Below are 23,167 nucleotides of genomic sequence, written 5' to 3' on the forward strand. Positions count from 1 at the left end.
CCGCGTAAATCTCTGAGCCACTATAACGCAGCGAAACGAGCCAGCAATCCAAGGGGCGGTGTCGCCTACACGGTCCACACGCGATTGGCCGTGAGCTCCATGCGGGCCAGCCGGCGCTTGAGTCCCGGGTCCACCGGGCCGTTGGCGGCCCACTTCGGGACCACGAAGTGCAGCTCGGCGTTGTAGAGCTTCGCGGCGCTGGCCAGCAGGCTCCAGCGGTTCTCCGCGGTGGGATCATCCACCATGTGCGGGGTGACAATCTCCAGGATGATGGGTGTGCGCGCCGAGTCCGACTGGCGGCAGGTGAAGTCGGGGCGATGGTCTTCGATGGTTCCTGACAGGATGGGAGGAGGCATGAAGCCGGGAAGGCGCGCCTTGATGTCCGAGTACCCGATGGTGCGGAAGTACTCGGCCATGAGCCACAGGAGCCGCCGGCGCTCCTCGTCCTCCACCACCGGCTCACAGCCCGGATTGAACAGGGCCTCTTTTTCGTTATTGGTTTCCATGGCTCCCATGAAGCTGTCCGCAGGGATGTAGGGGGGCAATGGAACTGGCCTGCCTGCCCTCTGTGGCAGGTGGCAGGGCAGGCGGCAGGGCATGAAAGAAGGTGCCCACGCTGGCCTTGGACGTCGCGGCGACTCAGTGACAGAGTCCGCCGCCGAACAGTGGCTCCAAGACCTCCCGCACACGTCTACCGCCGGCTCCTCGGCTACCTGCGTCCCTACCGCTGGCTGCTCGCGGCGGGAGTCGGCGCGTCGCTCGTCGCCGCGGCGGCCACGGCCGCCTACGCGTGGGTGGTGGGCCCGCTCTTGCGCGCGGTGCTCACCGGTGAGCCCATCACCGTGGCGGGCGTCGCACTGCCAGGAGAAGCGCTGCTCGAGCGACTGCCGCTCCTGGTGGTGCTGGTCGCGTTGGTGAAGGCCACCGCCCAGTTCCTCCAGGGCGGGCTGATGCAGCGGCTGGGCCAGCGAGTGATGGCGGACCTGCGAGGGTTCCTCTACGGGCGGCTGCTCGGACAACCGCCCGCGTTCTTCGAGCGGCGTCACTCGGGAGAGCTGCTCACGCGCTTCACCTCGGAAGTTCCGATGGTGGAGTTCTCCGTGACTCAGGCGCTCACGTCCTACATCCGGGATGGGCTGCAGATTGTCGCGCTGCTGGTCACCTGCTTCCTCATCGATGGAAGGCTTTTCCTCTTCACGTTCATCGTGGTGCCGGTGACGGTGCTGCCAATCAACCGCTTTGCCCGCTCGCTCAAGAAGGTCGCGGCGCGCTCGCAGCAGCGGCTGGGGGCGCTGACGTCGCTCACCGGCGAGCAGCTGCAGAACCTGCCGGTGGTGCAGGCCTTCGGCGGGCAGGCGCGCGCGGTGGAGACATACGAAGCGGAGGCGGAGCGGTACCTGGCGGAGATGCGCCGCTCGCTCTTCCTGCGCGGCGCGGTGAGCCCCACGGTGGAGCTGCTGGGCATCGCCGGCGTGGCCATGGCGATTGCCTGGGGGGCGCGCGCGGTGGCGGCGGACGCGGCGCTGGCAGGAAGGCTGCTGTCGTTCCTGGCGGCGGCGCTGCTTTTGTACCAGCCGGTGAAGTCGCTGAGCGGCACGCTGTCGCAGGTGATGCTGGGGCTGTCGGCGGCGGAGCGGCTGTTCGCGCTCGCGGACGAGCCGGCGCCGCCGGACGTGGGCGACGCGGCGGGGCCGCTGTCCCAGGCGCTGGTGCTGGAGGGCGTGCGGGCCACGTACTCCGATGGGCGCGAGGCGCTGCGCGGCGTGGACCTGGTGGTGCCCGCGGGCTCGCGCGTGGCGCTGGTGGGGCCTTCGGGCGCGGGGAAGACGACGCTGTTCTCCGTGCTGCTGGGCTTCCTGCCGGCGTCGGGCGGGCGGGTGCTGTGGGACGGCGCGCCGCTGACGGGGCTGAAGCCGTCGAGCGTGCGGGGGCAGGTGGCGTGGGTGCCGCAGGAGCCGGTGCTCTTCTCCGGGACGGTGCGGCACAACCTGCGGCTGGGCAGGCCGGAGGCGACGGACGAGGAGCTCTGGGAGGCGCTGCGGCTGGCGTACGCGGACGACTTCGTGCGCTCGCTGCCGGGCGGGCTGGACGAGCCGGTGGGTGAGCGTGGAGGCCGGCTGTCGGGAGGGCAGCGGCAGCGGCTGGTGCTGGCGCGGGCGTTCCTGTGCAGGCCGTCGGTGCTGCTGCTGGACGAGCCCACCAGCGCGCTGGACGCGGCGAGCGAGGCGGCGGTGGGCGCGGGCCTGACGGCGCTGATGAAGGGGCGCACGGTGCTGGTGATTGCACACCGGCTGTCGACGGTGCGCGACGCGGACCTCATCGCCGTGGTGGAGGGCGGCCGGGTGGTGGAGGCCGGCACCCACGCGGAGCTGCTCGCGCTGCGCGGGCGCTACACGCAGCTGCTGGGCAACGGCGCCGTCGCGGCCTGAGGCGCGGGGTCAAAGGCCCGGGCCCGCCAGGCCGTGGGCTGCCCGCGCCACCTCCGTCCTTGCCTCGCCGTCCCCCCTCTGCCACCGTCGCCTCCGCCTCATGCGTCATCGGGAGCCCCTGTCCCTCAACGCCCTGCTGCTCGTGCCCGCGCTGGCGCTCGCGGCGCTGGCGTGTGTGGCGGTGTCGGCCCGGCAGCTGGCCCTGGCCACCGCCGCCACCGTCACCCTGGCGCTCGTCCCCCTCGTCTTCCGCCTGTGGACGCGCACCTGGTACCGAGGCCTCGTGCTGCGCGGCATGGGCGTCTTCCTCCTCGGCATGCACGTGCCCCTGCTCCTGGGCGGCGCGCTGGCCTATGGCCGCATCGGCTGCGCCGACGGCGGGTGCCCCCGCGTCTACCTGCTGGGTGTGCTGGTGTCGCCCGTGGTGGGAGTCCTCTCGAGCGTCGTCTATTGGCTCGTGGGTCGTCCTCCAGCCTGAATTCACAGTTTTAACGGGAGAGACTATTCTCTCCTGAAATGCTCGTTCCCTTCCGGCTCCGTCTCGCGCCCGGGCTCTCCGTGGCGGCAATCCTGCCCGCCACGGTGTTCCTGTGGTGCTTCACGCTTGCACCTCTGATGCACGGTGCGGCGGGGCTCTCGCACGCGGTGGATGCGGCGGGGCCCTACGCGGCGCTGGTGGCGCTGGCGCTGCTGGTGGAGCTGCCGGTGCTGGCGCTGGCGCTGGCCACCTCCGGCGCGGAGCGGCGGGTGCCGCTGGCCGTCATGCTGGGCATGGCCACGCTGCCGTGGATGCTGGGGCTGATGGGGACGGAGGTGCTGGTGGACAGGGCCGCTGCCGCCCTGCCCCACCCGGACACGCTGGAGGCCGGCCTCGCGCTGGCCGCCAGCACCGGCCGGGCCATGGCGCCGCGCCTGCTGGGGGCGTGGACGAGCGCCGCGCTGCTGCTGGGGCTGGCGCTGGGGCTCGCCCTGGCGCGCTTCGGCCCGGCGCACGCCGAGGACACGGGCTCCCGCCACAAGCGGGGCCTGCTGCTGGCCAGCGCTGTCTGCGCTTCACTCGCCTCGGTGGCCCTGGTGGGCGCGCTGGAGGCCCGTCACCTGTTCGAGTGGCTCACGGGCCTGGCGCACAGCCCGGAGGCGGAGCGCGTGGCGCGCGTCACCGCGGGGCTGGCGGCGGCGGACGAGCTGCGCGTGCTGCGCCAGGCCTGCACGGCGCTGCTCGCGGTGCTCGGCCTGGCGCTGCTGGCGCGGCGCGCGCCGCGTGACGCGCACTCCCGGCTGGGCTGGTCCGCGCGGCTGGTGCCCGCCGCGGCGGTGGCCGTCCTGCTGGTGCTGGACGCGCACCCGGTCCGCTCCGCCACCGAGCGCATGCCGGGCGACGCGACGCTCGCGCATCAGCCCAGCAAGATGAGCGCCAGGATGCCCACGCCCACCAGCAGGCCCAGCGCGAGCACGGCCACCATCATCAGGCCCTCCGACTCGCGCACCACCGGCGGGACCACCTCGTCCGGCAGCGGCGCGCCGAACGCGGGCTGAGCGGGGGCCGCGGGCGGCAGCGCCGGCAGCGTGGGCTCCGACGGCCGCTGCACGCTCATCTCCAGCCCCTCGCGCGCCAGCGCCAGCACGCGCTGCATGTGGAGGATGTAGCGGTCCTGTCCCGTGTACGTCCCCATGGCCACCGCGGCGCGCAGCAGCCGGTTGGGCACCAGCTGCGGGTCCGCCTTCACCACCACCGATGCGCGGCCGACGACGTTGGCGCTGCCCCGGTCCACGCTCGCCGTGAGCACCCCCTGCCCGCTCGCCCAGATGTAGTGGTCGTCCAGCAGCGTCAGCTCCTGCCGCTGCACGCGCCCCTCGTCGTCCACCAGCGACAGCAGCTCCGCGCCGTCCGGGCACAGGTGCCACACCGTGCGCAGCCCGTTCTCTCCCGGCGGGCCCTCCACCGCGTGCACCCGGTAGAGTGCCTGCACCGCGGTCTTCAACGTCTCCACCGAGCTGTCTGCCATGAGTGCCCGAGACTAGGAGCGACGGGCCGGAAACGGAAGCCGGACTGCCCCTCGGCTGCCCGGCTCCACACGCTCCTCTCCCGCCAGCGGCCTTCCTACGTTCGGAGGACGGGGGACGTGCGGCAGCGGACACCTCGCACGCGCGGGACTATCCCCGAGGAGTCAGCCCATGGCCATCATTCCCCAGACGCCCGCCGGGACACGCCCTTCACCGGAGACGTCCTGGAGGACTGAAGCCACGTGCGCCCGCCCGCCCGCTGTGCTTAGCGTCCCGCCCGAATGAGCCGCTCCCGTGACAAGAGCCCCGACTTCCAACGCCAGTTCGAGGGCGCGCAGACGCTCGACGGACTGCTGGACCTGTCTGGCAGTTCCATGAACAGCGCCCAGGTGCTTGCCCGCATGCAGGCCGCCCAGGCCGAGGGCACGCCCTACAACGACGTCATCCCCACCCTCTTCGAGGACGAGCCGCGCTTTCCCTCGCCGGACATCGCCCGGCGCCTGTTCCAGAACCTGCTGGGGCTCTGGGACCTGGTGGAGGAAGGCAAGGCTGTGCGGGTGGATGACGGCCCCCGCCCGCCCCGGCCGAAGAAGGTGAAGCCCCCGCCGCCCGGCGCCTTCCACCCGGGGGAGCCGACGGGTGAATTCGTGGAGGCCGCCTGGCGTTACCTGGAAGACGACGAGAAGGCGCGCACGCGGCTGGGCCACTCGTTCGAGAACCGGCAGGACGCGTTGCTGGGCGCGCTTGACGGCATGGGGCTCACGGACGAAGGATATGGCGTCGCCCGTCACCTCCTCTTCGAGATGCACGCCATGCTGGAGCTGGGCTGGCCACCGGGACTCAGCTCCGTGGACCCGGCGGTACTGGAGGCGGACACGGAAGCGCCACCCGTGCCGCAGCCGCTTCGGGCGTACGCGGACGAGGCGCTTTTCGAGGCGGAGCAGGACGAGGAGCAGCCCCTTTCCTCCCAGGAGCTGGAGGGGGTGCGGCGTCTCGTCCATCGCGGACTCGCGGCGCTCTGGAGCGCGCGCAAGGGGAGATGAAGGATGGCCAAGGACAGGGACGACAACGGCGGCTTCTCCGGCAAGCGCACCAAGAGCTGGCGTGAAATCGACGCGGGGCGCGGCAAGGGCAGCAAGTACCACTCCCGGCAGGATGACCCCGCGCAGCAGAAGATTGAGCGCAGCGCGAGCTACGAGAAGTACAAGGCCGCCGCCGACTCGCTCTTCACCGGCGGCGAGCTGCCGGAGGGGCTGGCGAAGACGTTCGACCCCGAGGGCAAGCGCAAGGCCCAGAAGCAGGCCATGCTGAAGGTGACCGAGTCCGAGACGCGCGCCGACTGGGTGAAGGCCGTGGTGGACTACCTGGAGAAGTACCCGGAACTGCCCGAGGACGTGTACTTCCTCGACAGCCTGCTGGACCACCCGCGCGAGCGCATCGTCGACAAGGCGCTGGCGAAGCTGGAGGTGCTCTCGGACGAGGGCAAGCTGAAGACGAAGGTGCCGCAGAGCCTGGATCAGCGCCTGAAGTCCGTGGAGCTGACCAGCATGGACCCCGACATGCAGGGCCGCGCCAAGGCGCTGCGCGAGAAGCTGCGCGCCTGAGGCGGCCGCGGCCCGCGGCTCAGGGCACGCCGGGAGGCGCGGGCACCTGGCCCCGGTGGATGAGCACCACCGCGAGCTGCCCCCCCGCGCCCGGCTCGCGCACCACGCGCAGCTCCTCTCCGGGGCGCGTGTAGACGTCCGCCTCGCCCTCGGCGCGCTTCCAGCCGTGCTGCGCCAGCGCGCGGGCGTAGAAGGCGTCCACGTCCCGCGCGGACAGGGGCACGTGGAAGGCCAGCGTCCGGGTGCTCTCTCCGCCCACGCGCAGCACCTGGCTGGCGCCGGGGGGCAGCGGCGCGAAGTCTCCCGCGGCGATGGGCTCGCGGCGCAGCGCGTGGTTGGCCTCGCCGAGGTAGAGCGTGGTGGTGCCGTCCTCGTGGGGCTGGATGATGGCGGTGTAGGTGATGCGCCGCTGCGCATCGACGGCGGTGAGCATCGCCGCGCCGCTGGCGAACTGGGGCTGCTCGCGGCCGGGCGGGACGTAGAGGCCTCCGTCGCGGAAGGCGTCGGCAAGGCGCTGCACCAGCTCCGCGGGGCCCTCCTTCACGCGCAGCGCGCGCAGGGCGACGGGCACGCCTCCGGCCTCGACGATTTCACTCGACTCCACGTGCTCCAGCACGCGCAGCCGCGGCCAGGCGAAGCGCGGCGCGGAATCACCGCTCCGTGCGGCGGGGGCCGGCGTCGTTGGCGCGGGGGCGACTGACGCCGCTCGGCCCGCGGCCACAATGGGAGTGCCCGCAGCCGGACGGCCCGAAGCCTGGGGGGCACGCACCGGGGCTTGCGCAACCACGGCGCCCGCCGCCGGGCCTTCCGCAGCCGCGTCGCCGTCACGGGACGCGGGAGCCGCGCCGAGGAGGAAGACCCCGGACAGCACCGCGAGCGCCACTCTCACCGGGGCACTCCGAGCCAGCGGTTCTCCCGGTGGATGGCATAGCTGGGAGAGTTCCGCGCGCTGTAGGGCGTCACCTCCCAGCGAGGCTGACCGCCCGCGTGCGTGGAGCCGAGGTCCTCCTCGTAGCTGTCCTCCTCGCCACGGAAGCTCATGAAGAACTGGTCCTCGTTGACGGAGGCCGCCCCCACCAGCCCGGCGAGCGCGGACCCGGCGCCGCCGCCGCCGCCATTCGCCCGGAAGATGCGCTCCGTCCACTGGTAGTAGTCGGGGTTGTTGCACCGCGGCGCGCCGTTGATGTTGAGCGCGCACGAGCGGCCCTCCTCCACCCCCGACAGCCCCCAGTCATCCAGCATCAGCCCGAAGCGGCCATCGCAGGTGCCACCCCGGGCGCGCCCCGCCGCGCAGACGGTGAACGCCGCCGCCGCGCGCCGGTGCGACTCCTGGAAGAAGCCGCGCCGGCCCTCCATGAACGGGCCCACCCGCACCGCCCGGATGCTCGAGGACGCCGTGCACGCCATGCCCTGCAGCTCCACGTTCATCGCGGCGGCCAGCGCCGGGCCCGCAGCCCCCGGGCCGAGGCCCCGCACGCCCGCGGGCAGCCCCTCCTCACACGTCACCTGGATGGGCTGGGCCCGCGCAATCGCCTGCTGGATGGGCATGCCCGTGCCGCCCATGCGCTCGCGGCCGTCGAAGTCCACGTAGCGCCCGTCCGCCTCGGTCGCCGCGGCCCGCACGGGTCCCGGCCGGCCCCACTCGCGCGCCTGCGGGTCGTGCATCACCCGGGCCGTGGCATCCCAGAGCGCGAAGTTGGCGGCCTCCTGCACCTTGAGCGTCAGGGCCCCCACCTCGGCGAAGTAGATGCCGAACACGAGGATGGTGACGAACACCATGAGGGCCAGCGCCGTCTCCACCAGCGCCTGTCCACGGGCGACGCGCGAGCGCATGTCAGTACCCCCTGCCCGTCGGACCGCCGCCCCGGTAGCCCTCGCTCACCAGACGCCGCAGCGCCTGCGCGTGCTCGGTGAAGCCCGCGCGTGACAGGCTGTCCGCGGGCCGGTCGTCGCTGGCACCCTCGGCGCTCACCAGCGTGGCGCGCCAGAAGGGGTTGAGGAAGTTGGGAGGCTCGCGCCAGCCGCCGCCCTCCATCGCGGGGCGCGGCCGGTGGTAGTAGGCGATGCCCGCCGACAGGGCCACCTGGTTGCGCTGCACGTCCTCGCGCCCGGTGGCCTGGATGCGGCCCAGCGGGCTGGCGTTGTCGAAGGCCTTGTCCGTCTCCGCGTTGAAGCGGAAGCGGAAGAAGAGGTTCCACGGGTCCGGCGGCCGGGTGGCGTAGTCCCGGTGCAGCAGCGCGTACAGCTTGGGCTGCCCGTACTGGTCGGCCGCGCCCAGGTTCAGCGCGGCCACGTTGTAGGCGATGGAGAAGGGCCAGATGCCGGGGCACGACACGCACGCGCCCAGCGTGTGCGCCTGCCACGTGGGCTCGCCATTCTCGGGCGACTGGCCCGGCGGCACGCGCGCGCCGTAGACGTGCTGGTCCTCGTGCGTCTGCTCCTCGTCGGACATCACCCACGCATCCGTCGCCGCAGCCGGCGTCGGAGGCCGCGAGCGGCAGCGCGTGGGAATCACCGCGCGCCCGTGGTCATGCCCCCACGAGTTGCGGCCGGAGACAGTGTCGTAGGTGGCCGGGTCCATGGCCGCCGCGCTGGAGTAGTGGGTGAAGCCCGCGTTGCGCGTCGCCCCGGCGCCGAAGCCCGCGCTGCCCCCGGGCCGGTTGTGCACCCACGTCCAGCCCAGGCTGCCCATGGTGGCGTTGAGGGACGCCCGGCCCGCGCCGCCCGCGGGGCACACCGCGCCGCCATTCGGACCGCAGACCACCCCGCCGCCGCGCATCGCGTTCATCAGGTCGCCGTGGCTGGGGACCTGGTTGCCACCGTTCAGCTCGGAGAAGGACTTGGACGCACCCTCCTGCACGGCCTGCAGCTCCGGGTTCGCCGCCCGGGCCACGCGCCTGGCGAGCTTCTGCTCCAGCACGTGCTCCCCGAGCAGCTCCGCGTAGATGGTGAGCCCGGCCCGGTACAGGGTGCCCGCCTGGCCCTGCAGGCTCTTGACCTGCGCGCCCGCGGCCATGTCCGCGTCGTGCCACTCCGACGGGAGGATGTCCCCCGGGCACACCGCGTTGTGCGCCGCGAACTCCTGGCTGCTGTGGCTGATGAGCGCCTGGGTGCCGGCCATGGCCACCATGTGCGCCACCTGGGCCCGGTTCATCACCGCAATCGCATTGAACGTCCGCGCGGTGGCCACCGCCTGGCTGTAGGCCGCCGCGTCCGCCGCCATCTGGATTTCGACGCGCTCCTTGGCGCGCATGCCGAAGCCCAGCGTCATCAGCACCATCACCGACAGGAGCAGCAGCGTCAGCGCGAAGAGCACCAGCGCCTGCCCGCGCGCACGCGTCGTCAGCCGTGGGGATTGCACGCGGGACCTCCCTGGAAGTACTCGGACATGACGGGCGTCATCATCCGCATGGCCGCGTTGACCTGGATGGGGAAGAGGTAGTGCCCCTGGTTGCTCCATTGCACCATGCGGTCGCCCAGGTCTCCGCCCGGCCACCCGTCACGGCCGAGCGTCGCGTCCGTCTCGCCCCACCAGGCCGCCCTTCGCTGCACGGGCATCAGCGGGTTGGCGGCGGTGTAGCGCTTCAGCTGGAAGTGGGCGAGCAGCATGCGGCTCATCACCCAGTTCGCGAACGGAATGCGCATGTAGTACCAGGCCACCATGCGGATCTCCAACGTGCGGGCCCGCAGCGCGCGCGCGTCGTTGGTGGGCGCGTCGAACAGCAGGTCCTCGTTGCCCACCAGCCCCTGCGCCCAGGAGGCGTCCGGCGACTCGCGCACGATTTCCACCAGGGGGCCGTTGAAGGACTGCCCGGTGGAGCTCGTCACCCGGTAGTGGTTGTGGCGCCGGGGCGAGAAGGCCTCCGCCAGCCGCTGGCCGCTGTCCGTGCGCGCCACCGTGGGCAGCATCGTCACCAGCGCCGCGTGCGTCATCGGCAGGCAGTTGCCGTGGTTCAGGCTGCCCGCCCGCACCGCCCGGTACACCGCCACCTGCGCCAGGATGCGCGCCTGCAGCATCATGAAGAGCTGCAGCGTCCCCAGCACCAGGAACACCACCAATGGCAACGTCAGCGCCGCCTCCACCGCGGCCTGTCCTGACTGACGTCCTGTGCGCGCGGGGGATGGGGGGAGCATCAGACCCTACGAATTCCCCGTTTCTGGGTGATTGAGGAATCGGTCATGTGGACGAGCCCTCACATTCGCGCACAGTGTCACTGCCATGTCTACAGCCTGGCTGTGAGAAGACAAGACGGAGCCCTCCCAACGTAGAGGGCCGGACGTTACTCCCGTCTCAGTTTTCGTGCTTTTCAGCGGTTGATGACGAAACCGCAGGCGGAGTCGAGGATGACCCTGGCCCCGGAGAGGGCCTTCAGCAGCCGCTCGTAGTGGGTGCGCTCGGCGTCCAGCTGGGCCTCGACGGCGTCGGCGGGCAGGCCCTGGTGGGCCAGGGACAGGCGCAGGCGCTCCACGGCGGCGTCCCGCTCGCCTTCGATGCCCTTGCGCGCCCGGGTGGCCAGCTTCGCCAGCTCCGCCTCGGCGGCCTTCTGGCCCACCGGCACGGACGCGTCCACGAAGGGGCCGAAGCCCGGAAACGCCCGCGTCACCTCGTCGCCCTTGAGCGTCCGCCCTTCCGTCTCCAGCGCGGCCAGCACCGTGGTGTCCGCCTTCGGGCCCGTGGCACCCTCCACCACCGCCACGTGCAGGAGCGTGCGCTCCAGGAAGCGCGCCAGCTGCCGGCTGGGCACGCGCGCGCCCGGCGAGGTGTCCTCCGGCTCCGGCAGCTGCACGTGGTAGAGCAGCTCCACCCCGCGCGCCTTCATGGGCCCGCGCTTCTCGATGTAGCGGAACGCGCTGCGGCCATAGGGCCCGTCGCGCAGGAAGCCGAAGAGGGCCTCCACCAGCGGGTGGCCGGTGGCGAAGTACTCCAGCTCCTCCGCCTCCACCGCCGTGTCGCGCCAGAAGGTGCCCAGGAGCGTCCGGTCCTCCATCACGTCGATGCCCGGCAGCCCGTCCACCTTGAGCGCGTGGCCGAACTGGAAGGCCACCTGGAACGCCTCCACCTGCTCGTCCGTGTCCACGCCGATGCCCACCCGGCGCGCCAGCTCGGTGACGGACTCCTCCAGGCGCTCGTCCAAATCCCTGGCCACGCCCCACAGGCCGTCCTCGACGCTTCCGGCCTCGCCGTCCTCCCCGTCCTCGTCCTCGTCGGCCTCGATGCCCATGCGCTCCTGGGCGCGCTTCACCAGCCGCTCCACCGCCGGCTTGTCGAAGCTGCGCACGTCCAGCAGCGGGTCATACGCGCGCTTCACCTGCGCACGGGCGGCCTCCACCTTCGCCTTCAGCTCCTGGGCGTAGGCCATGCGGGCCTCTCGCGGCAGCAGGGCCAGCTCCGCCAGCCGGTCCTCCACCTCCTCCAGCACCGCGTCCAGGCCGCCCACCGTCTCGCCGAAGACGCCGACGGCATCCGCCAGCAGCATCAGCACGTCCGACGCCAGCGTGCCCGCCGGGTCGAAGACGTGGATTTCCACCGGGTGCGTCTGGCCGATGCGGTCCAGGCGGCCGATGCGCTGCTCCACCGTGGACGGGCTCCAGGGCAAATCGTAGTGCACCAGGTGGTGCGCGAACTGGAAGTTGCGGCCCTCGCCGCCCACCTCCGTGCACAGCAACAGCTTGGGGCCCTCCGGGTCCCTGAAGCGCGCCACCTGCCTGTCCCGCTCCACCAGCGGCAAGTCGCCGTGGTAGCCCAGCGCCTCCACGCCCTCGCGGCCCAGCTCCGACTGGAGCATCTCCAGCGTGTCGCGGCTCTCGGTGAAGACGAGCACCTTGGCCGCCGGCTCCGCCTTCCAGACGCCGCGCAGCACGCCCAGGAAGGTGACGAACTTCGCGTCGCGCGAGGGCAGCTTCAGCGCGTCCGCCCGGCCCTTGAAGGCGGGGTTGGTCTTCACCGCGCCCGCGAAGGCGGCGGGGCTGGACTCCAGCCGGCGCAGCACGTTGCCCAGCGGCGCGCCGCGCAGGGTGCCTTCGGCCAGCGTGGCCCGCGCGGCGTCGCGGACCTTCAGCTCCTCGGCCGGCAGCTCCACCGGGTGGCGGTGCAGCCGGCGCGTGGAGAAGCCGCCCACCACCGCGCGGCGGTTGCGCACCAGCCTGTCGCTGAGGCTGTACGTCTCCGCCAGGTGCTGGAGCAGCGCGTCCCTGTCCTTGAGCCCCGCCAGCTTCGTGTCCTCGGGGAAGCGCTTCGCCAGCGCCTGCACCGCGGCGGAGGCCTTCCCGCCAGACTTTCCCCCGTCCATCAGCGCGCGCACCGCGGCGGACAGCTCCTCCTGGCGCTCGAGGCGCGCCTCGAAGCCCGCCACCGTGGGCGCGGTGGCCGCGTCGATGAGGGTGAGCAGCCCGTGGTACTCCGCCGGGTCCAGCTGCATGGGCGTGGCGGTGAGCAGCAGCAGGCCCCAGCTGTTCTTCGCCAGCACGCTGGCGGCCTCGAAGGCCTTCTCGCCCTTGAGGTGGTGCGCCTCGTCCACGATGACCAGGTCCCAGAAGGCGTCGTCCGCGGCCAGCTCGCGGCGGTGGTCCGCGCCGCGCGACAGCAGTTCCAGGCTGGTCACCACCAGCGGGAAACGCGCCCACGGGGAGACGCCCGGCGCCTCCTTGAGGGACTGCTCGTACCGGTCCGAGTCCATCAGCGTGAAGAGCTGGTTGAACTTGTGGAACAGCTCCACCAGCCACTGCACGGTGAGGTGGCTGGGCGCCACCACGAGGCAGCGGCGCGCCAGGCCCGACAGGCGCAGCGCGCTGAACACCATGCCCGCCTCAATCGTCTTGCCCAGGCCCACCTCGTCCGCCAGCACGAAGCGGGGCCGGCGCGCGGACAGCACGCGCTGCACCACGCCCACCTGGTGCGGCTTCACCATGATGCGGCTGGCCAGCAGCGCGCCCAGCGCGTCGCAGCGGCGCTCGTCGTCCAGCACCAGCGCCTGCTTGCGCAGGGTGAAGGCCTTCGCGTCGCCCACCCGCCCCTCGCGCAGCGTGGACAGCAAATCGGAGCGCGGCGGCAGCGCGCGCACCTCGGACTCGGGCAGCTCGTCCTCCTCCCCGTCGTCCGCGTAGCGCAGCACGTAGCGGCGCAGGCCGCGCGCGCCCGGCTCCTCGCGGATGACCAGCGCCAGCCGGCCCTTGTACGTCACCACCGGCTCGCCCGGGGGCAGCGGGTACTGCACCAGCGCGCCCCCCTTGGTGGACACCAGCACCGGCGCATCCTCGCGCGCGGGGAAGGAGACGAGCGCCTTGGCGCCGTCCTCCTGAAAGGACATCAGGTGTCCCACACCCCATTCGGGCTGCGGGAGGTAGCGGACCTTCGAACCTTCGACGAGGGACATAGGGAGGACAGGCCCCTGGAAAATGGGGGGCCAGCCTCATAACCCCCCGGCATTCCAATGGCCATCTCCATGAAGGCCTCCGCATGGGGGCCCGGAAACGACACTGGCGCAGAGTCCGGTCCCATCCCCCCTGGGGTCACTCCGCCCCGTCCATTGGGGTGATGTTTTCAGTGGATCACATCTGTGATGCTGGCTCGGCCTGTCGCACGCCCTTCGCGGTGCGGCTGGGGGGGAGTGCCACATGATGCGCCGTTGGACGTTCGCTCAGCGAGTGGGCGCGGGTCTGTCCGCCTGCTTGATGGTTGGGTTGTTGCTACTGGGCACGCTGCTGTCCGCGGTACATGCAGAGCTGATTTCGGGAAGCGCGGCCCGGGGCACGCTGCCCGAGGCGATGTTGCTGGGCCTGCTGGGCCTGGCGGGCGTGGGTTCGCTGGGCTTCGTCCTCCACCGCGCGCTGGCCCCGCTCCACGCGCGGCACGAGCACAACGAGCAGCGCCTGCAGCTGCTGATGGATGGCGTCACCGACTACGCGCTGTGCTTCCTGGACCGGCATGGCCGCGTCACCGCGTGGAGCGCCGGCGCCGCGCGGCTGAGCGGCTGGTCGGAGGCGGACGTGCTCGGGCAGGACGCCGACCGGCTCTACCCGGAGGACGAGGTGGCCGCGGGCGTGCCGCGCGCCCACCGCGAGCGCGCCACCCGCGAGGGGCGCCTGCTGTCCGAGGGCTGGCGCATCCGCCGCGACGGCACGCGCTTCTGGGCGGAGACGCTGCTCACCTCGCAGTGTGACGGGCGGGGCCGGCCCCGCGGCTTCGTGGAGGTGACGCGCGACATCACCGAGCGCCGCCGCATGGAGCGCGCCCAGGCCCTCTTCGCCGAGGCCGGCCGCGTCCTCCAGCCGCTGTCCGGCGCGCGCGAGGTGGGCGAGGCCCTCACCCGCCTGTGCGTGCCCGAGGTGGCGGACGCGTGCATCCTCTTCCTGCCGTCCGAGGACGGCACCGTGCGGCCCCAGGCGGTGGCGTGCGCGGACACGGACGCCGCGAGCCGGCTGTGGGAGCCGCTGCTGCGCTGCCCGGACGAGGGCGAGGTGGGCCCCTACCGCGTGGTGCGCACCGGCCGCAGCGAGCTGCTGCCGGAGCTGGACGGGGCCCGGCCCCCGCAGGCGCTCGTGGGCACCGCGCATGGCGAGCTGCTCCACACGCTGGGCGTGACGTCCGCCCTCACCGTGCCGCTGGCGGTGGGCACGCGCGTGCTGGGCGCGCTGTGCCTGCTGTCCACCCGCTCGCACCACCGCTTCGGCGAGGTGGACCGCGCCTTCATGGAGGAGCTGGCCGCGCGCGCCGCGCTGGCGCTGGACAACGCGCGGCTGCTGGCCGAGGCGCAGGACGCGCTCGAGCTCATCGGCGTGGCCGCGCACGATTTGGGCAACCCGCTCAGCTCGCTCCAGCTGCGGCTGCGGCGGCTGCGCCTGCTGGAAGGCTCGCAGGACCCGCGGATGCGCGACGGGCTGAGCGGCGCTGAAACCGAGACGCGGCGCCTGGGCCGGCTGGTGCACAACCTGCTGGACCTGTCCCGCCTGTCCGCGGGCCGCATGGTGCTGGACACCGAGGAGCTGGACCTCGCGAAGCTGGTGCGCGAGGTGATGGACCGCCACTCGGACCAGGCCGCCGCCGCCGGCTGCGCCCTCTCCTTGCGCGTGGAGGAGAGCGCCACCGGCCAGTGGGACCGCCAGCGCCTGGACCGCGTCGTCACCAACCTGCTCAGCAACGCCCTCAAGTTCGGCCGGGGCCAGCCCGTGGAGGTCTGCATCCACGCGGACGCGGACCACGCCCGCTTCACCGTGAGGGACGGCGGCATCGGCATCGCCCAGGAGGACCAGCAGCGCCTGTTCCGCCGCTTCCAGCGCGTCCACGCGGGCACGCAGCACACCGGCACCGGCCTGGGCCTCTACATCGTCCGCCAGCTCATCGAGGCCCACGGCGGCGTCATCCGCGTGCAGAGCCGGAGCGGAGAAGGCGCGGAATTCACGGTTGAATTGCCGAGGACGCCGCGCGTCACCGCCTGCCCGCCCGCTGAAGCCCGGGCATAACGCTGAATGAAAACTGCACCCCCAGTCCAGGAGGTATCCAGCGGCTGACACTTATGGTTCGACTTACAGCGGATTATTTTCCCAGAAGTTGAACCCATCTGTTCGTTGCAGATAATCTTCGTACGGCTAAAAAGGCTCGAACCGGGGAAACCCGGAAACGGGAGAGGCCCGGCCCCACTCGCCAGCAGGCGAAGGGCTACAGGGTCCGCTGGCCTGGGGCGCCATACAGGCGTCCGCTTTTGAACGTACGAGGAGATTCACCATGGGTGGACTTGGAGCCCCCCCGGCGTGTCGCGACGGGTCTGTTTCGCGCAAGCCCCTGGCCCGGGCAGCAGGGCGCTCGGCCCTGCTGTCCTCCCTGACGGTGTTGCTGCTCGCCTGTGGCGGGCAGGACGTGGGGGATGCGGCGGAGCTGGAGGACGGGGAGCAGCTGGCAGGGCAAGCCCAGGCGGTGACGGCGGGTGAGGAGGAGCGGCGCCCGGGGTCCGCGAAGGCGGTGGCGCTGGCCCTGGAGGTGGAGAACGGCGTGGGGCGCCCCCTGCGCGTGCGCGCGGGCGGCACCTTCTACATCAACCAGATCGACCTCCGCGCCTTCGTCCAGTCGACGCGTGACGAGGGCCTGAGGACGCTGCGCACCAACAGCGACTTCGCGGGCCTGGGCTGGAGCGGCGTGCGGCAGGTGGACCAGGAGTCCACCGGCCTGGGCGCGCCCTTCACCCGCCGCCGCTTCTACCGGGACGCGGCCTGGATGGACGTGCCCAGCGTCTTCACCGTGGAGCCGGTGGACCGGTTCGGCCGCCTCACGGGCCTGCCGGTGCTCTTGAACGTGGGCAGCGAGTACGACCGCCGCCCGAAGACGGACGACTTCTTCGTGCGCCGCTTCCGCGCCATCCAGACGGCCACCGGCTGCACCACCCGGACGGACTGCTCCGCGTCCACCTCCTTCGAGGAGGAGGCCCTGGTGGAGCTGCGCAACGCGTATGACCACGCCAAATCGCGCACCCTCACCTTCCACCCGAACACGACCTCCCTGCGCCTGCGCTGGAGCCTGCGCCCGTTCGCGCCGTACTCCATCCCCGTGGAGCAGGTGAAGAACCCCGAGTACGCCTACGGCTTCAAGCTGGCGCTCGAGCCCCTCACCCCGCCCCGCGCGGACGGCACCTACGCCCCGGGCACCGAGATCTCCTTCCAGCTCACCCTGATGGACGGCGCGGGCAAGCCCCTGCACCCCAAGGGCGTGCTGCCGCCCTACAATGACGTGGCGCCGGACGGCACCGAGTCGGGCCTCAACTACTACCGCGCCTTCTTCGACGCGACGACGACGTACTACCGCCGCAAGCACCGCGAGCGCATGCTGATGACGCAAATCGTCGGGCCGGCGCAGAACGTCCAGCCCATCCGCTCCATCGTCGGCCTGGGCGCCTTCCTGGACCCCGACGTGGACGAGCAGGTGGTGGGCACGCTGGAGCGCGACGGCGTCTTCTCCCAGTTCGCCACCCTGCCCTTCTCCAACATCCTCTTCGGCGGCGCCTTCATCGACCCGAACCTCTGGAACGTCGTCAACACGGACACCTTCCAGTTCACCCTCCCCGCCAACGCCCCCGCGGGCACCTACCTGGTGACGGCCAAGGGCCGCCGCGTGTACCTGGGCGAGGACCTGCCGGGCTCCACCACCATCGAAATCCAGGTGGGCACGAAGCAGCGCACCCAGGCCACGCTCACCACCGGCCCCTGCACCAGCTGCCACAGCCAGGGAGGCGAGCTGAGCGAAGTCCTCCACGCCAACGACAACCGCGCCACCTGCGCCGGCTGCCACTCGCCGCTGGAGTTCGAGCTGGAGGGCCCCATCTTCGTGCGGACCCACTTCATCCACTCGCGCTCCAACCGGTTCGACGCGCCCCTGCACCAGTGCTCGTCCTGCCACCTGACGAAGGAGAGCATCCAGCGCACCAGCAAGGCAGCCTGCCTGTCCTGCCACAAGAGCTACCCGGACAGCCACGTGGAGAAGTTCGGCCCCATCGAGAGCATGTACGTGGGAGGTGGGCCGGAGTCGTTTAATCAATGCACCGGGGCCTGCCATAATCAGCACCCGGGCAGCGGCCTCTAGTCGCTTCCGCCCGTCACACCCCCGGAGGTCCTCCATGGCTCAAGTGAAGATGCAGACGGCCCGAACCACGCTGAAGGAGCCGGATGCCGCCGCGGAGGACCTCCTCAGCCAGCTGGGGGGCACCACCCCCAAGCTGGTGACGATGTTCGCCTCGCGTCAGCGAGACCAGGTGGCCCTCAACCGCGCGGTGCGCGCCAGGCTGCCCCCGGGCACGCGCCTCATCGGCGCCACCACCGCGGGCGAGCTGGACAACACCGGCATCCACGAGGGCAGCGTGGTGCTGGGCGCGCTGTCGGGTGACTTCGACATCGGCCTGGGCCTGGGCAGCGGCCTGTCCGTGGACGCCATCGGCGCGGGCGCCGCCGCCATCAAACGCGCCTGCGACGACCTGGGCGTGCGCCAGCAGGACCTGGACCCGCGCAAGTACGTGGGCCTCGTCATCGACGATGGCTTCCGCTACAAGAAGGAAGAGCTGCTGCTGGGCATCCTGGAGAAGAGCCAGACGCTGGTGCTCGTCGGCGGCGGCGCCAGCGACGACAACCGCGACCCGGCCCGCCAGTCCGCCCTCGTCCACGTGGACGGCGAGGTCGCCGGGGACGCGGTGCTGGTGGCCCTGTTCCGCACGAATGCCCCCTGGGCCGCCCTGCGCTCCCACTGGTACGTCCCCACCGGCGAGAAGCTCACCATCACCAAGGTGGACGAGAGCCACACCCGCGCCCTGGAAATCGACGGCCGGCCGGCCGCGAAGCGCTACGCGGAAATCCTCGGCGTGGAGGACGTCAGCCAGCTGGAGTTCGGCACCCCCCATGGCTTCGCCGTGCGCCCCACCGCCCTGCGCGTGGGCCGCGAGTACTTCATCCGCGCCGCCTGGAAGCCCCAGGACGACGGCTCCATCCTCTTCGCCAACCTCCTGGAAGAAGGCACCGAGCTGGAGCTGATGAAGCTGGGCGACATGGCCGGCATGACGCGCAGCTTCTTCACCGACGAGCTCCCCCGGCGGGTGCAGAACCCCCAGGCCGCTCTCCTGTTCCACTGCGGTGGGCGCATGTGGTACGCGAGCGCCACCAACACCGTGCCCCAACTGGCGGAAACCCTCAAGGCCGCACCCACCGCCGCTGGGATGAACGTGCACTTCGAGATCTACTCGGGGTTCCACATCAATACGACGCTGACCACGCTGGTGTTTGGGGCGAACTGAGCCATGCCTATCTCGGAGACCTCGGCGGACAACGCCTCCCTGCTGCTGGTGGGCAGCGAGCGTGAGTGCCAGCGGGTGGAGGAAACGCTCGCCAAGGCAGGTCTCTCGGTGAAGACCGAGCGGGCCCAGACGGCGGCCGCCGTGGAGGCCGCGCTGTCGGGCACCTGGTCGCTCGCCCTCATCGGCTCCGAGCTGCCGGGCCTGGGCTTCTCCGAGGTCCAGGCCATCTGGCGCAAGTACGGCAGGGACCTGCCCTTCGTGGTGGTGTCGCGCGAGTGGAGCGAGGACACGCTGGAGGCCAGCGTGCGCGTCGGGGCGCTCGACTACGTCACCGAGGACCGCTTCAGCCGGCTGGCCCCCGTGGTGCGCCGCGAGCTGCGGATGACGGCGGACCGCGCCCGCCACAGCGCCACCGCCGGCGAGCTGGTGCGCATCAACTACCTGATGGAAAACATCATCGACGCGCTCCCCTTCGTCCTCTTCGTGAAGGACGCACAGACGCGCCGGCTGGTGGTGGCCAACAAGACCTTCGCGGACGCCTTCCGCGTCACCAAGCAGTGGCTGCTGGGGAAGCTGGACCACGACTACTTCCCCAAGGAGCAGGCGGACTCCTTCGTCGCCATCGACACCGAAATCCTCGAGTCGCGGAAGATGAAGTCCTTCGAGGAGGTGGCCCGCGCGGACGGCGAGGACCGCATCTTCGCCACCCGCAAGCTGCCGCTGCTCGACGAGAACGGCGTCGCGCGCTACGTGCTGGGCGTCACCGAGGACATCACCGAGCGCAAGCAGCGCGAGGAGATGCTGCGCGCGTCCCAGACGGAGCTCGTCGCCGCCAACAAGCAGCTCGCCGCCAGCCTCGAGGAAGTCAAGCGCACCCGGGCCGTCTCCGCCCGCTCGCTGGCGTCCTACCAGCAGCGCGCGCTGCAGATGGAAATCATCCGCCAGCAGAACGAGGACCTGGACCGGCTGGCCCAGGAGCTGGCCATCGCCAAGCGCAACGAGGAGGAGCGCGCCCGCGAGGCCGAGGCCGCCGCCCGCCTCAAGAGCGAGTTCCTGGCCAACTTCAGCCATGAAATCCGCACGCCGCTCAACGGCATCATCGGCTACTGCGACCTCCTGATGCGCGAGGAGGGCAACCGCCTGACGGCCCATGGCCGCCGGGACCTCAACGTCGTCAAGACGAACGCCAAGACACTGCTGGCGCTCATCAACGACATCCTGGACCTGTCCAAGATCGAGGCCGGCCGCGTGGAGGTCGTGACCGAGCCGGTGGACCTGCAGGAGCTGGCCGACGAGTGCATGGCCACGGTGAAGGAGTACCTCAAGGGCAAGGACGTGGCCCTCACCACGCACATCGACCCGTCGACGCGGCTGCTCCAGTCGGACGCGCTGAAGCTGCGGCAGATCATGCTGAACCTGCTCAGCAACGCCGCCAAGTTCACCGACACGGGCGAGGTGGCGCTGAGCGTCGTGCCCTCGGGCAACGACGTGGTGCTGACGGTGGAGGACACCGGCGTCGGCATCCCCTCCGACCAGCTGCCCTTCATCTTCGAGAAGTTCCGCCAGGTGGACGGCTCCACCACGCGCAAGGTGGGCGGCACCGGCCTGGGCCTGGCCATCGTCCGCGAGCTGTCGCGCGTGCTGGGCGGCACCGTGTCCGTCACCTCCACGCTGGGCCGAGGCTCCACCTTCACGGTGCGGCTGCCGCAGGCCGTGGAGAACCCGCTCGCCGCCCCCAGCACCGGCGCGCACCTGGAGCGCGGCATCCCGGTCCACGAGGTGGCGCAGCACGTGGGCACCATGGCCCCTCCGGGCAGCACGGTGCTGGTGGTGGACGACGACCCGCTCATGCAGCAGCTCGTCGCCGGGCAGCTGGAGCCCGCGGGCTTCAAGGTGGTGGCGGCCGAGGACGGCATCGCCGCCCTCAAGCGCGCCCGCGAGCTCAAGCCCCAGGCCATCCTCCTGGACATCCACCTGCCCAAGCTGGACGGCTGGTCCGTGCTCAGCCAGCTCAAGGGCGAGCCCTCGCTGTCCGGCATCCCCGTCATCCTCATCTCCGTGGAGGAGCAGCGTGCGCGCGGCTTCTCGCTGGGCGCGTGCGAGTACCTCGTCAAGCCGGTGGAGCCCGAGCGGCTGGTGGAGGTGGTGCAGCGCTGCCTCGGCCAGACGGGCACGTCCGCCCAGGTGGGCGAGGTGCTGGTGGTGGACGACGACGCCTCCACCCGCGAGCTGGTCAGCCGCAACCTGCGCCGCGCCGGCTTCTCCACCGCCGAGGCCCGCAGCGGCGAGGACGCCCTGCTCAAGGCCCGCGTCTCACCGCCCGCGCTCGTCGTGCTGGACTTGATGATGCCCAACCTGGACGGCTTCGAGGTGCTGCGCCGGCTGCGCGCGGAGAAGCTCCAGGTGCCCGTGGTGGTGCTCACCGGCAAGACGCTCTCCGACGAGGAGGAGGCCCTGCTGCGCGACGGCTTCGCCGGCTTCGTGCGCAAGGGCGGCCACGCGCTGGAGGACGTCATCGCCCAGGCCAAGGGCCTGCTCTTGTCCCAGCGCGCCGCCAGCGCCAGCAAGCTGCCGCGCATCCTCTACGTGGAGGACAGCGCGCAGAACCGCGACATCGTCCGCCGCTACCTCGGCGGCCTCTTCGAGGTCATCGAGGCCGAGGACGGCGAGCACGGCCTGGAGCGCGCCACCCGCGACGCGCCGGACCTCATCCTCATGGACCTCTCCCTGCCGCGCCTGGACGGCTGGGAGGTGACACGTCGCTTCCGAGCCCTGCCCTCGGCGGCGAACGTGCCCGTCATCGCCGTCACGGCCCACGCCGGACGCGAGTACCAGGACAAGGCGCACGCGGCCGGATGCACCGCGTACCTCACCAAGCCCCTTGATCGTGATCAGTTGCTCGAGATGATTCGCAAGCATCTAGGGAGAACCCATGGCTGAAGAGAAAGCGCGCGTCCTGGTGGTGGACGACGACCCGGACCTGCTCGACCTCGTACAGCGCTCACTGAGCTCGTACGGGTTCGAGGTGCTCACGCACACCTCCGCGCTGGGCGTCTCCAACCTCGTCCGCTCCGTGGAGCCGGACTTCGTCCTCATCGACGTGAACTTCCCCGCCCTCAAGGGTGACAAGGTCGTCAACCTGGCGCGCCAGTACGCGTCCCAGAAGACCAAGTTCATCCTCTACTCCGCCTCGGACGAGTCGAAGCTGCGCTCGCTCGCGCTCGCCTCGGGCGCCGACGGCTACATCTCCAAGAGCGTCCAGGGTGAGGAGCTCGCCAAGCGGCTCCGCGCCTTCCGGCTGAAGCCCAGCCCTCCGACGCCCACTCCCGCTCCCGCCACCTGACACACCCGGGCCTCCTCCCCCTTGGCGGCCCGGTGCCTCACGCACCACCTTCCGAAGTCCCCCCCTCCGGAGGGCCCCATGAACACGGCCCCTGATTACAGTCACGCCGAAAAGCTACTTGCCGAACTCTCTTCTCCGCTCTTCAACCCCCTGCTGAAGAAGTGGGTGGGGCGCGGCGAGCTGGACTACGAGCTGTACCTCAAGACGCCCACGCTGCTGTCGCTGCAGTCGCCGGAGGCAGAGCGCATCGCGCACGACGAGCTGATGTTCCAGCTGGTGCACCAGGCGCAGGAGCTGTGGCTGAAGCTGGCCTCGCGCGAGACGGTGGAGCTGGTGGCGGAGCTGGACGGGGACGTGCTGTGGGGGGCGTCGGCCCGGCTGGAGCGGCTGACCCGGGTGCTGCGCACGCTGGGCTCGGAGCTGGCGGTGCTGGAGACGATGACGCCGGAAGTCTACCAGGTCATCCGGCGCAGCCTGGGCAACGGCAGCGGCCAGGAGTCCCCCGGCTACAACACCTTCCGGCACGCGGCGGCGGGGCTGGAGGCGGCGCTGGAGCGGCTGCTGGAGCGGCGCGAGCAGACGCTGAAGTCCGTCTACACGCCGGGCGGGCCGGAGGACCTCAAGCGCATCTGCGAGCAGCTGGTGGACGTGGACGAGTCCTTCCAGGACTGGCTGTACGCGCACTTCCAGCTGGTGCGCCGCACCATCGGCGTGGACCGGACGGTGAAGGCGCTGGACGGGCTGCCCACGCAGGTGCTCGTGGGGCGGATGACGCTGCCGCTGTTCCGCCAGCTCTGGGACGTGCGCGTGGAGCTGACGGCGGCGTGGCGGCGCGAGGGCGGCATGGCCCCCGGCACCGAGCGTTCCGGCTGCATGGTGGGAGAGCGGAGCGTCCACGAGGCCCAGGCCGCCCACGAGCGTGCCGGCTGCATGGCGGGCGAGCGGAGCGTCCACCCGGCCCAGGCCGCCGGCGGCGGCTGTCCGGTGGTGCATGCGGTCCTGCCTCCGGTGGAGCCCTGACGG

At 71.6% G+C, this 23,167-nt stretch carries 17 protein-coding genes; 10 read left to right on the top strand and 7 right to left on the bottom strand.

Annotation, left to right across the window (positions count from 1 at the left end; translation table 11 throughout):
- Window positions 1-65: 65 nt before the first annotated feature.
- Window positions 66-506, bottom strand: a complete 441-nt coding sequence (locus LXT23_RS01945; RefSeq protein WP_253978330.1) for a hypothetical protein — start codon at window positions 504-506, stop codon at window positions 66-68.
- Between the two features lie 159 nt (window positions 507-665).
- Between LXT23_RS01945 and LXT23_RS01950 the strand changes: the two genes are divergently transcribed.
- Complete coding sequence (locus LXT23_RS01950) at window positions 666-2,429, top strand: ABC transporter ATP-binding protein (RefSeq protein ID WP_253978331.1); 1,764 nt, start codon at window positions 666-668, stop codon at window positions 2,427-2,429.
- A gap of 100 nt (window positions 2,430-2,529) precedes the next feature.
- On the top strand, window positions 2,530-2,907 hold the full coding sequence (locus LXT23_RS01955) for a hypothetical protein (protein ID WP_253978332.1): 378 nt from the start codon (window positions 2,530-2,532) through the stop codon (window positions 2,905-2,907).
- A 916-nt stretch (window positions 2,908-3,823) separates the two neighbouring features.
- Here LXT23_RS01955 and LXT23_RS50265 read toward each other — a convergent pair.
- Window positions 3,824-4,435: a hypothetical protein gene (locus tag LXT23_RS50265; RefSeq protein WP_253978333.1), complete on the bottom strand. Its 612-nt coding sequence runs from the start codon at window positions 4,433-4,435 to the stop codon at window positions 3,824-3,826.
- A gap of 279 nt (window positions 4,436-4,714) precedes the next feature.
- Between LXT23_RS50265 and LXT23_RS01965 the strand changes: the two genes are divergently transcribed.
- Both LXT23_RS01965 and LXT23_RS01970 read left to right on the top strand, forming a co-directional pair.
- Window positions 4,715-5,476 carry a hypothetical protein gene (locus tag LXT23_RS01965; RefSeq protein WP_253978334.1) on the top strand — a complete coding sequence of 254 codons (762 nt, stop codon included), beginning with the start codon at window positions 4,715-4,717 and terminating at the stop codon, window positions 5,474-5,476.
- A gap of 3 nt (window positions 5,477-5,479) precedes the next feature.
- Window positions 5,480-6,037 (top strand): hypothetical protein, encoded by a 558-nt coding sequence (locus LXT23_RS01970; protein ID WP_253978335.1) that lies wholly within the window; start codon window positions 5,480-5,482, stop codon window positions 6,035-6,037.
- A 19-nt stretch (window positions 6,038-6,056) separates the two neighbouring features.
- Here the strand turns inward: LXT23_RS01970 and LXT23_RS01975 are convergent, their stop codons facing one another.
- The 5 genes from LXT23_RS01975 to LXT23_RS01995 form a co-directional block, all read right to left on the bottom strand.
- Window positions 6,057-6,926, bottom strand: coding sequence for a hypothetical protein (locus tag LXT23_RS01975; protein ID WP_253978336.1), 870 nt, complete (start codon window positions 6,924-6,926; stop codon window positions 6,057-6,059).
- Window positions 6,923-7,870, bottom strand: coding sequence for a hypothetical protein (locus tag LXT23_RS01980; protein WP_253978337.1), 948 nt, complete (start codon window positions 7,868-7,870; stop codon window positions 6,923-6,925). Before LXT23_RS01980 ends, LXT23_RS01975 begins: the two co-directional genes overlap by 4 nt.
- Before the next feature lies 1 nt (window position 7,871).
- Entirely contained in the window at window positions 7,872-9,398 is a 1,527-nt protein-coding gene (locus tag LXT23_RS01985; RefSeq protein ID WP_253978338.1) for a pilus assembly protein, read from the bottom strand.
- Window positions 9,380-10,171, bottom strand: a complete 792-nt coding sequence (locus tag LXT23_RS01990; protein ID WP_253978339.1) for a TadE/TadG family type IV pilus assembly protein — start codon at window positions 10,169-10,171, stop codon at window positions 9,380-9,382. The genes LXT23_RS01985 and LXT23_RS01990 overlap by 19 nt, the downstream gene beginning before the upstream one ends.
- A 173-nt stretch (window positions 10,172-10,344) precedes the next feature.
- Entirely contained in the window at window positions 10,345-13,410 is a 3,066-nt protein-coding gene (locus LXT23_RS01995; RefSeq protein ID WP_253978340.1) for a helicase-related protein, read from the bottom strand.
- Between the two features lie 241 nt (window positions 13,411-13,651).
- Here LXT23_RS01995 and LXT23_RS02000 point away from each other — a divergent pair, with 241 nt between their 5' ends.
- From LXT23_RS02000 to LXT23_RS02025, 6 genes are all read left to right on the top strand, one after another.
- Window positions 13,652-15,496 carry a sensor histidine kinase gene (locus tag LXT23_RS02000; protein WP_253978341.1) on the top strand — a complete coding sequence of 615 codons (1,845 nt, stop codon included), beginning with the start codon at window positions 13,652-13,654 and terminating at the stop codon, window positions 15,494-15,496.
- 262 nt (window positions 15,497-15,758) lie between these two features.
- Window positions 15,759-17,603, top strand: coding sequence for a cytochrome c3 family protein (locus LXT23_RS02005; RefSeq protein ID WP_253978342.1), 1,845 nt, complete (start codon window positions 15,759-15,761; stop codon window positions 17,601-17,603).
- A gap of 34 nt (window positions 17,604-17,637) precedes the next feature.
- Window positions 17,638-18,801 (top strand): FIST signal transduction protein, encoded by a 1,164-nt coding sequence (locus tag LXT23_RS02010; RefSeq protein WP_253978343.1) that lies wholly within the window; start codon window positions 17,638-17,640, stop codon window positions 18,799-18,801.
- 3 nt (window positions 18,802-18,804) lie between these two features.
- The gene (locus LXT23_RS02015; protein ID WP_253978344.1) at window positions 18,805-21,741 is read left to right on the top strand and encodes a response regulator; all 2,937 of its coding nucleotides are present in this window, start codon (window positions 18,805-18,807) and stop codon (window positions 21,739-21,741) included.
- Entirely contained in the window at window positions 21,734-22,144 is a 411-nt protein-coding gene (locus LXT23_RS02020) for a response regulator (protein WP_253978345.1), read from the top strand. Before LXT23_RS02015 ends, LXT23_RS02020 begins: the two co-directional genes overlap by 8 nt.
- Window positions 22,145-22,222: 78 nt before the next feature.
- Window positions 22,223-23,164: a tryptophan 2,3-dioxygenase family protein gene (locus LXT23_RS02025; protein ID WP_253978346.1), complete on the top strand. Its 942-nt coding sequence runs from the start codon at window positions 22,223-22,225 to the stop codon at window positions 23,162-23,164.
- Window positions 23,165-23,167 lie beyond the last annotated feature (3 nt).

The sequence above is a fragment of the Pyxidicoccus xibeiensis genome (assembly GCF_024198175.1).
GTDB classification, from domain to species: Bacteria; Myxococcota; Myxococcia; order Myxococcales; family Myxococcaceae; genus Myxococcus; species Myxococcus xibeiensis.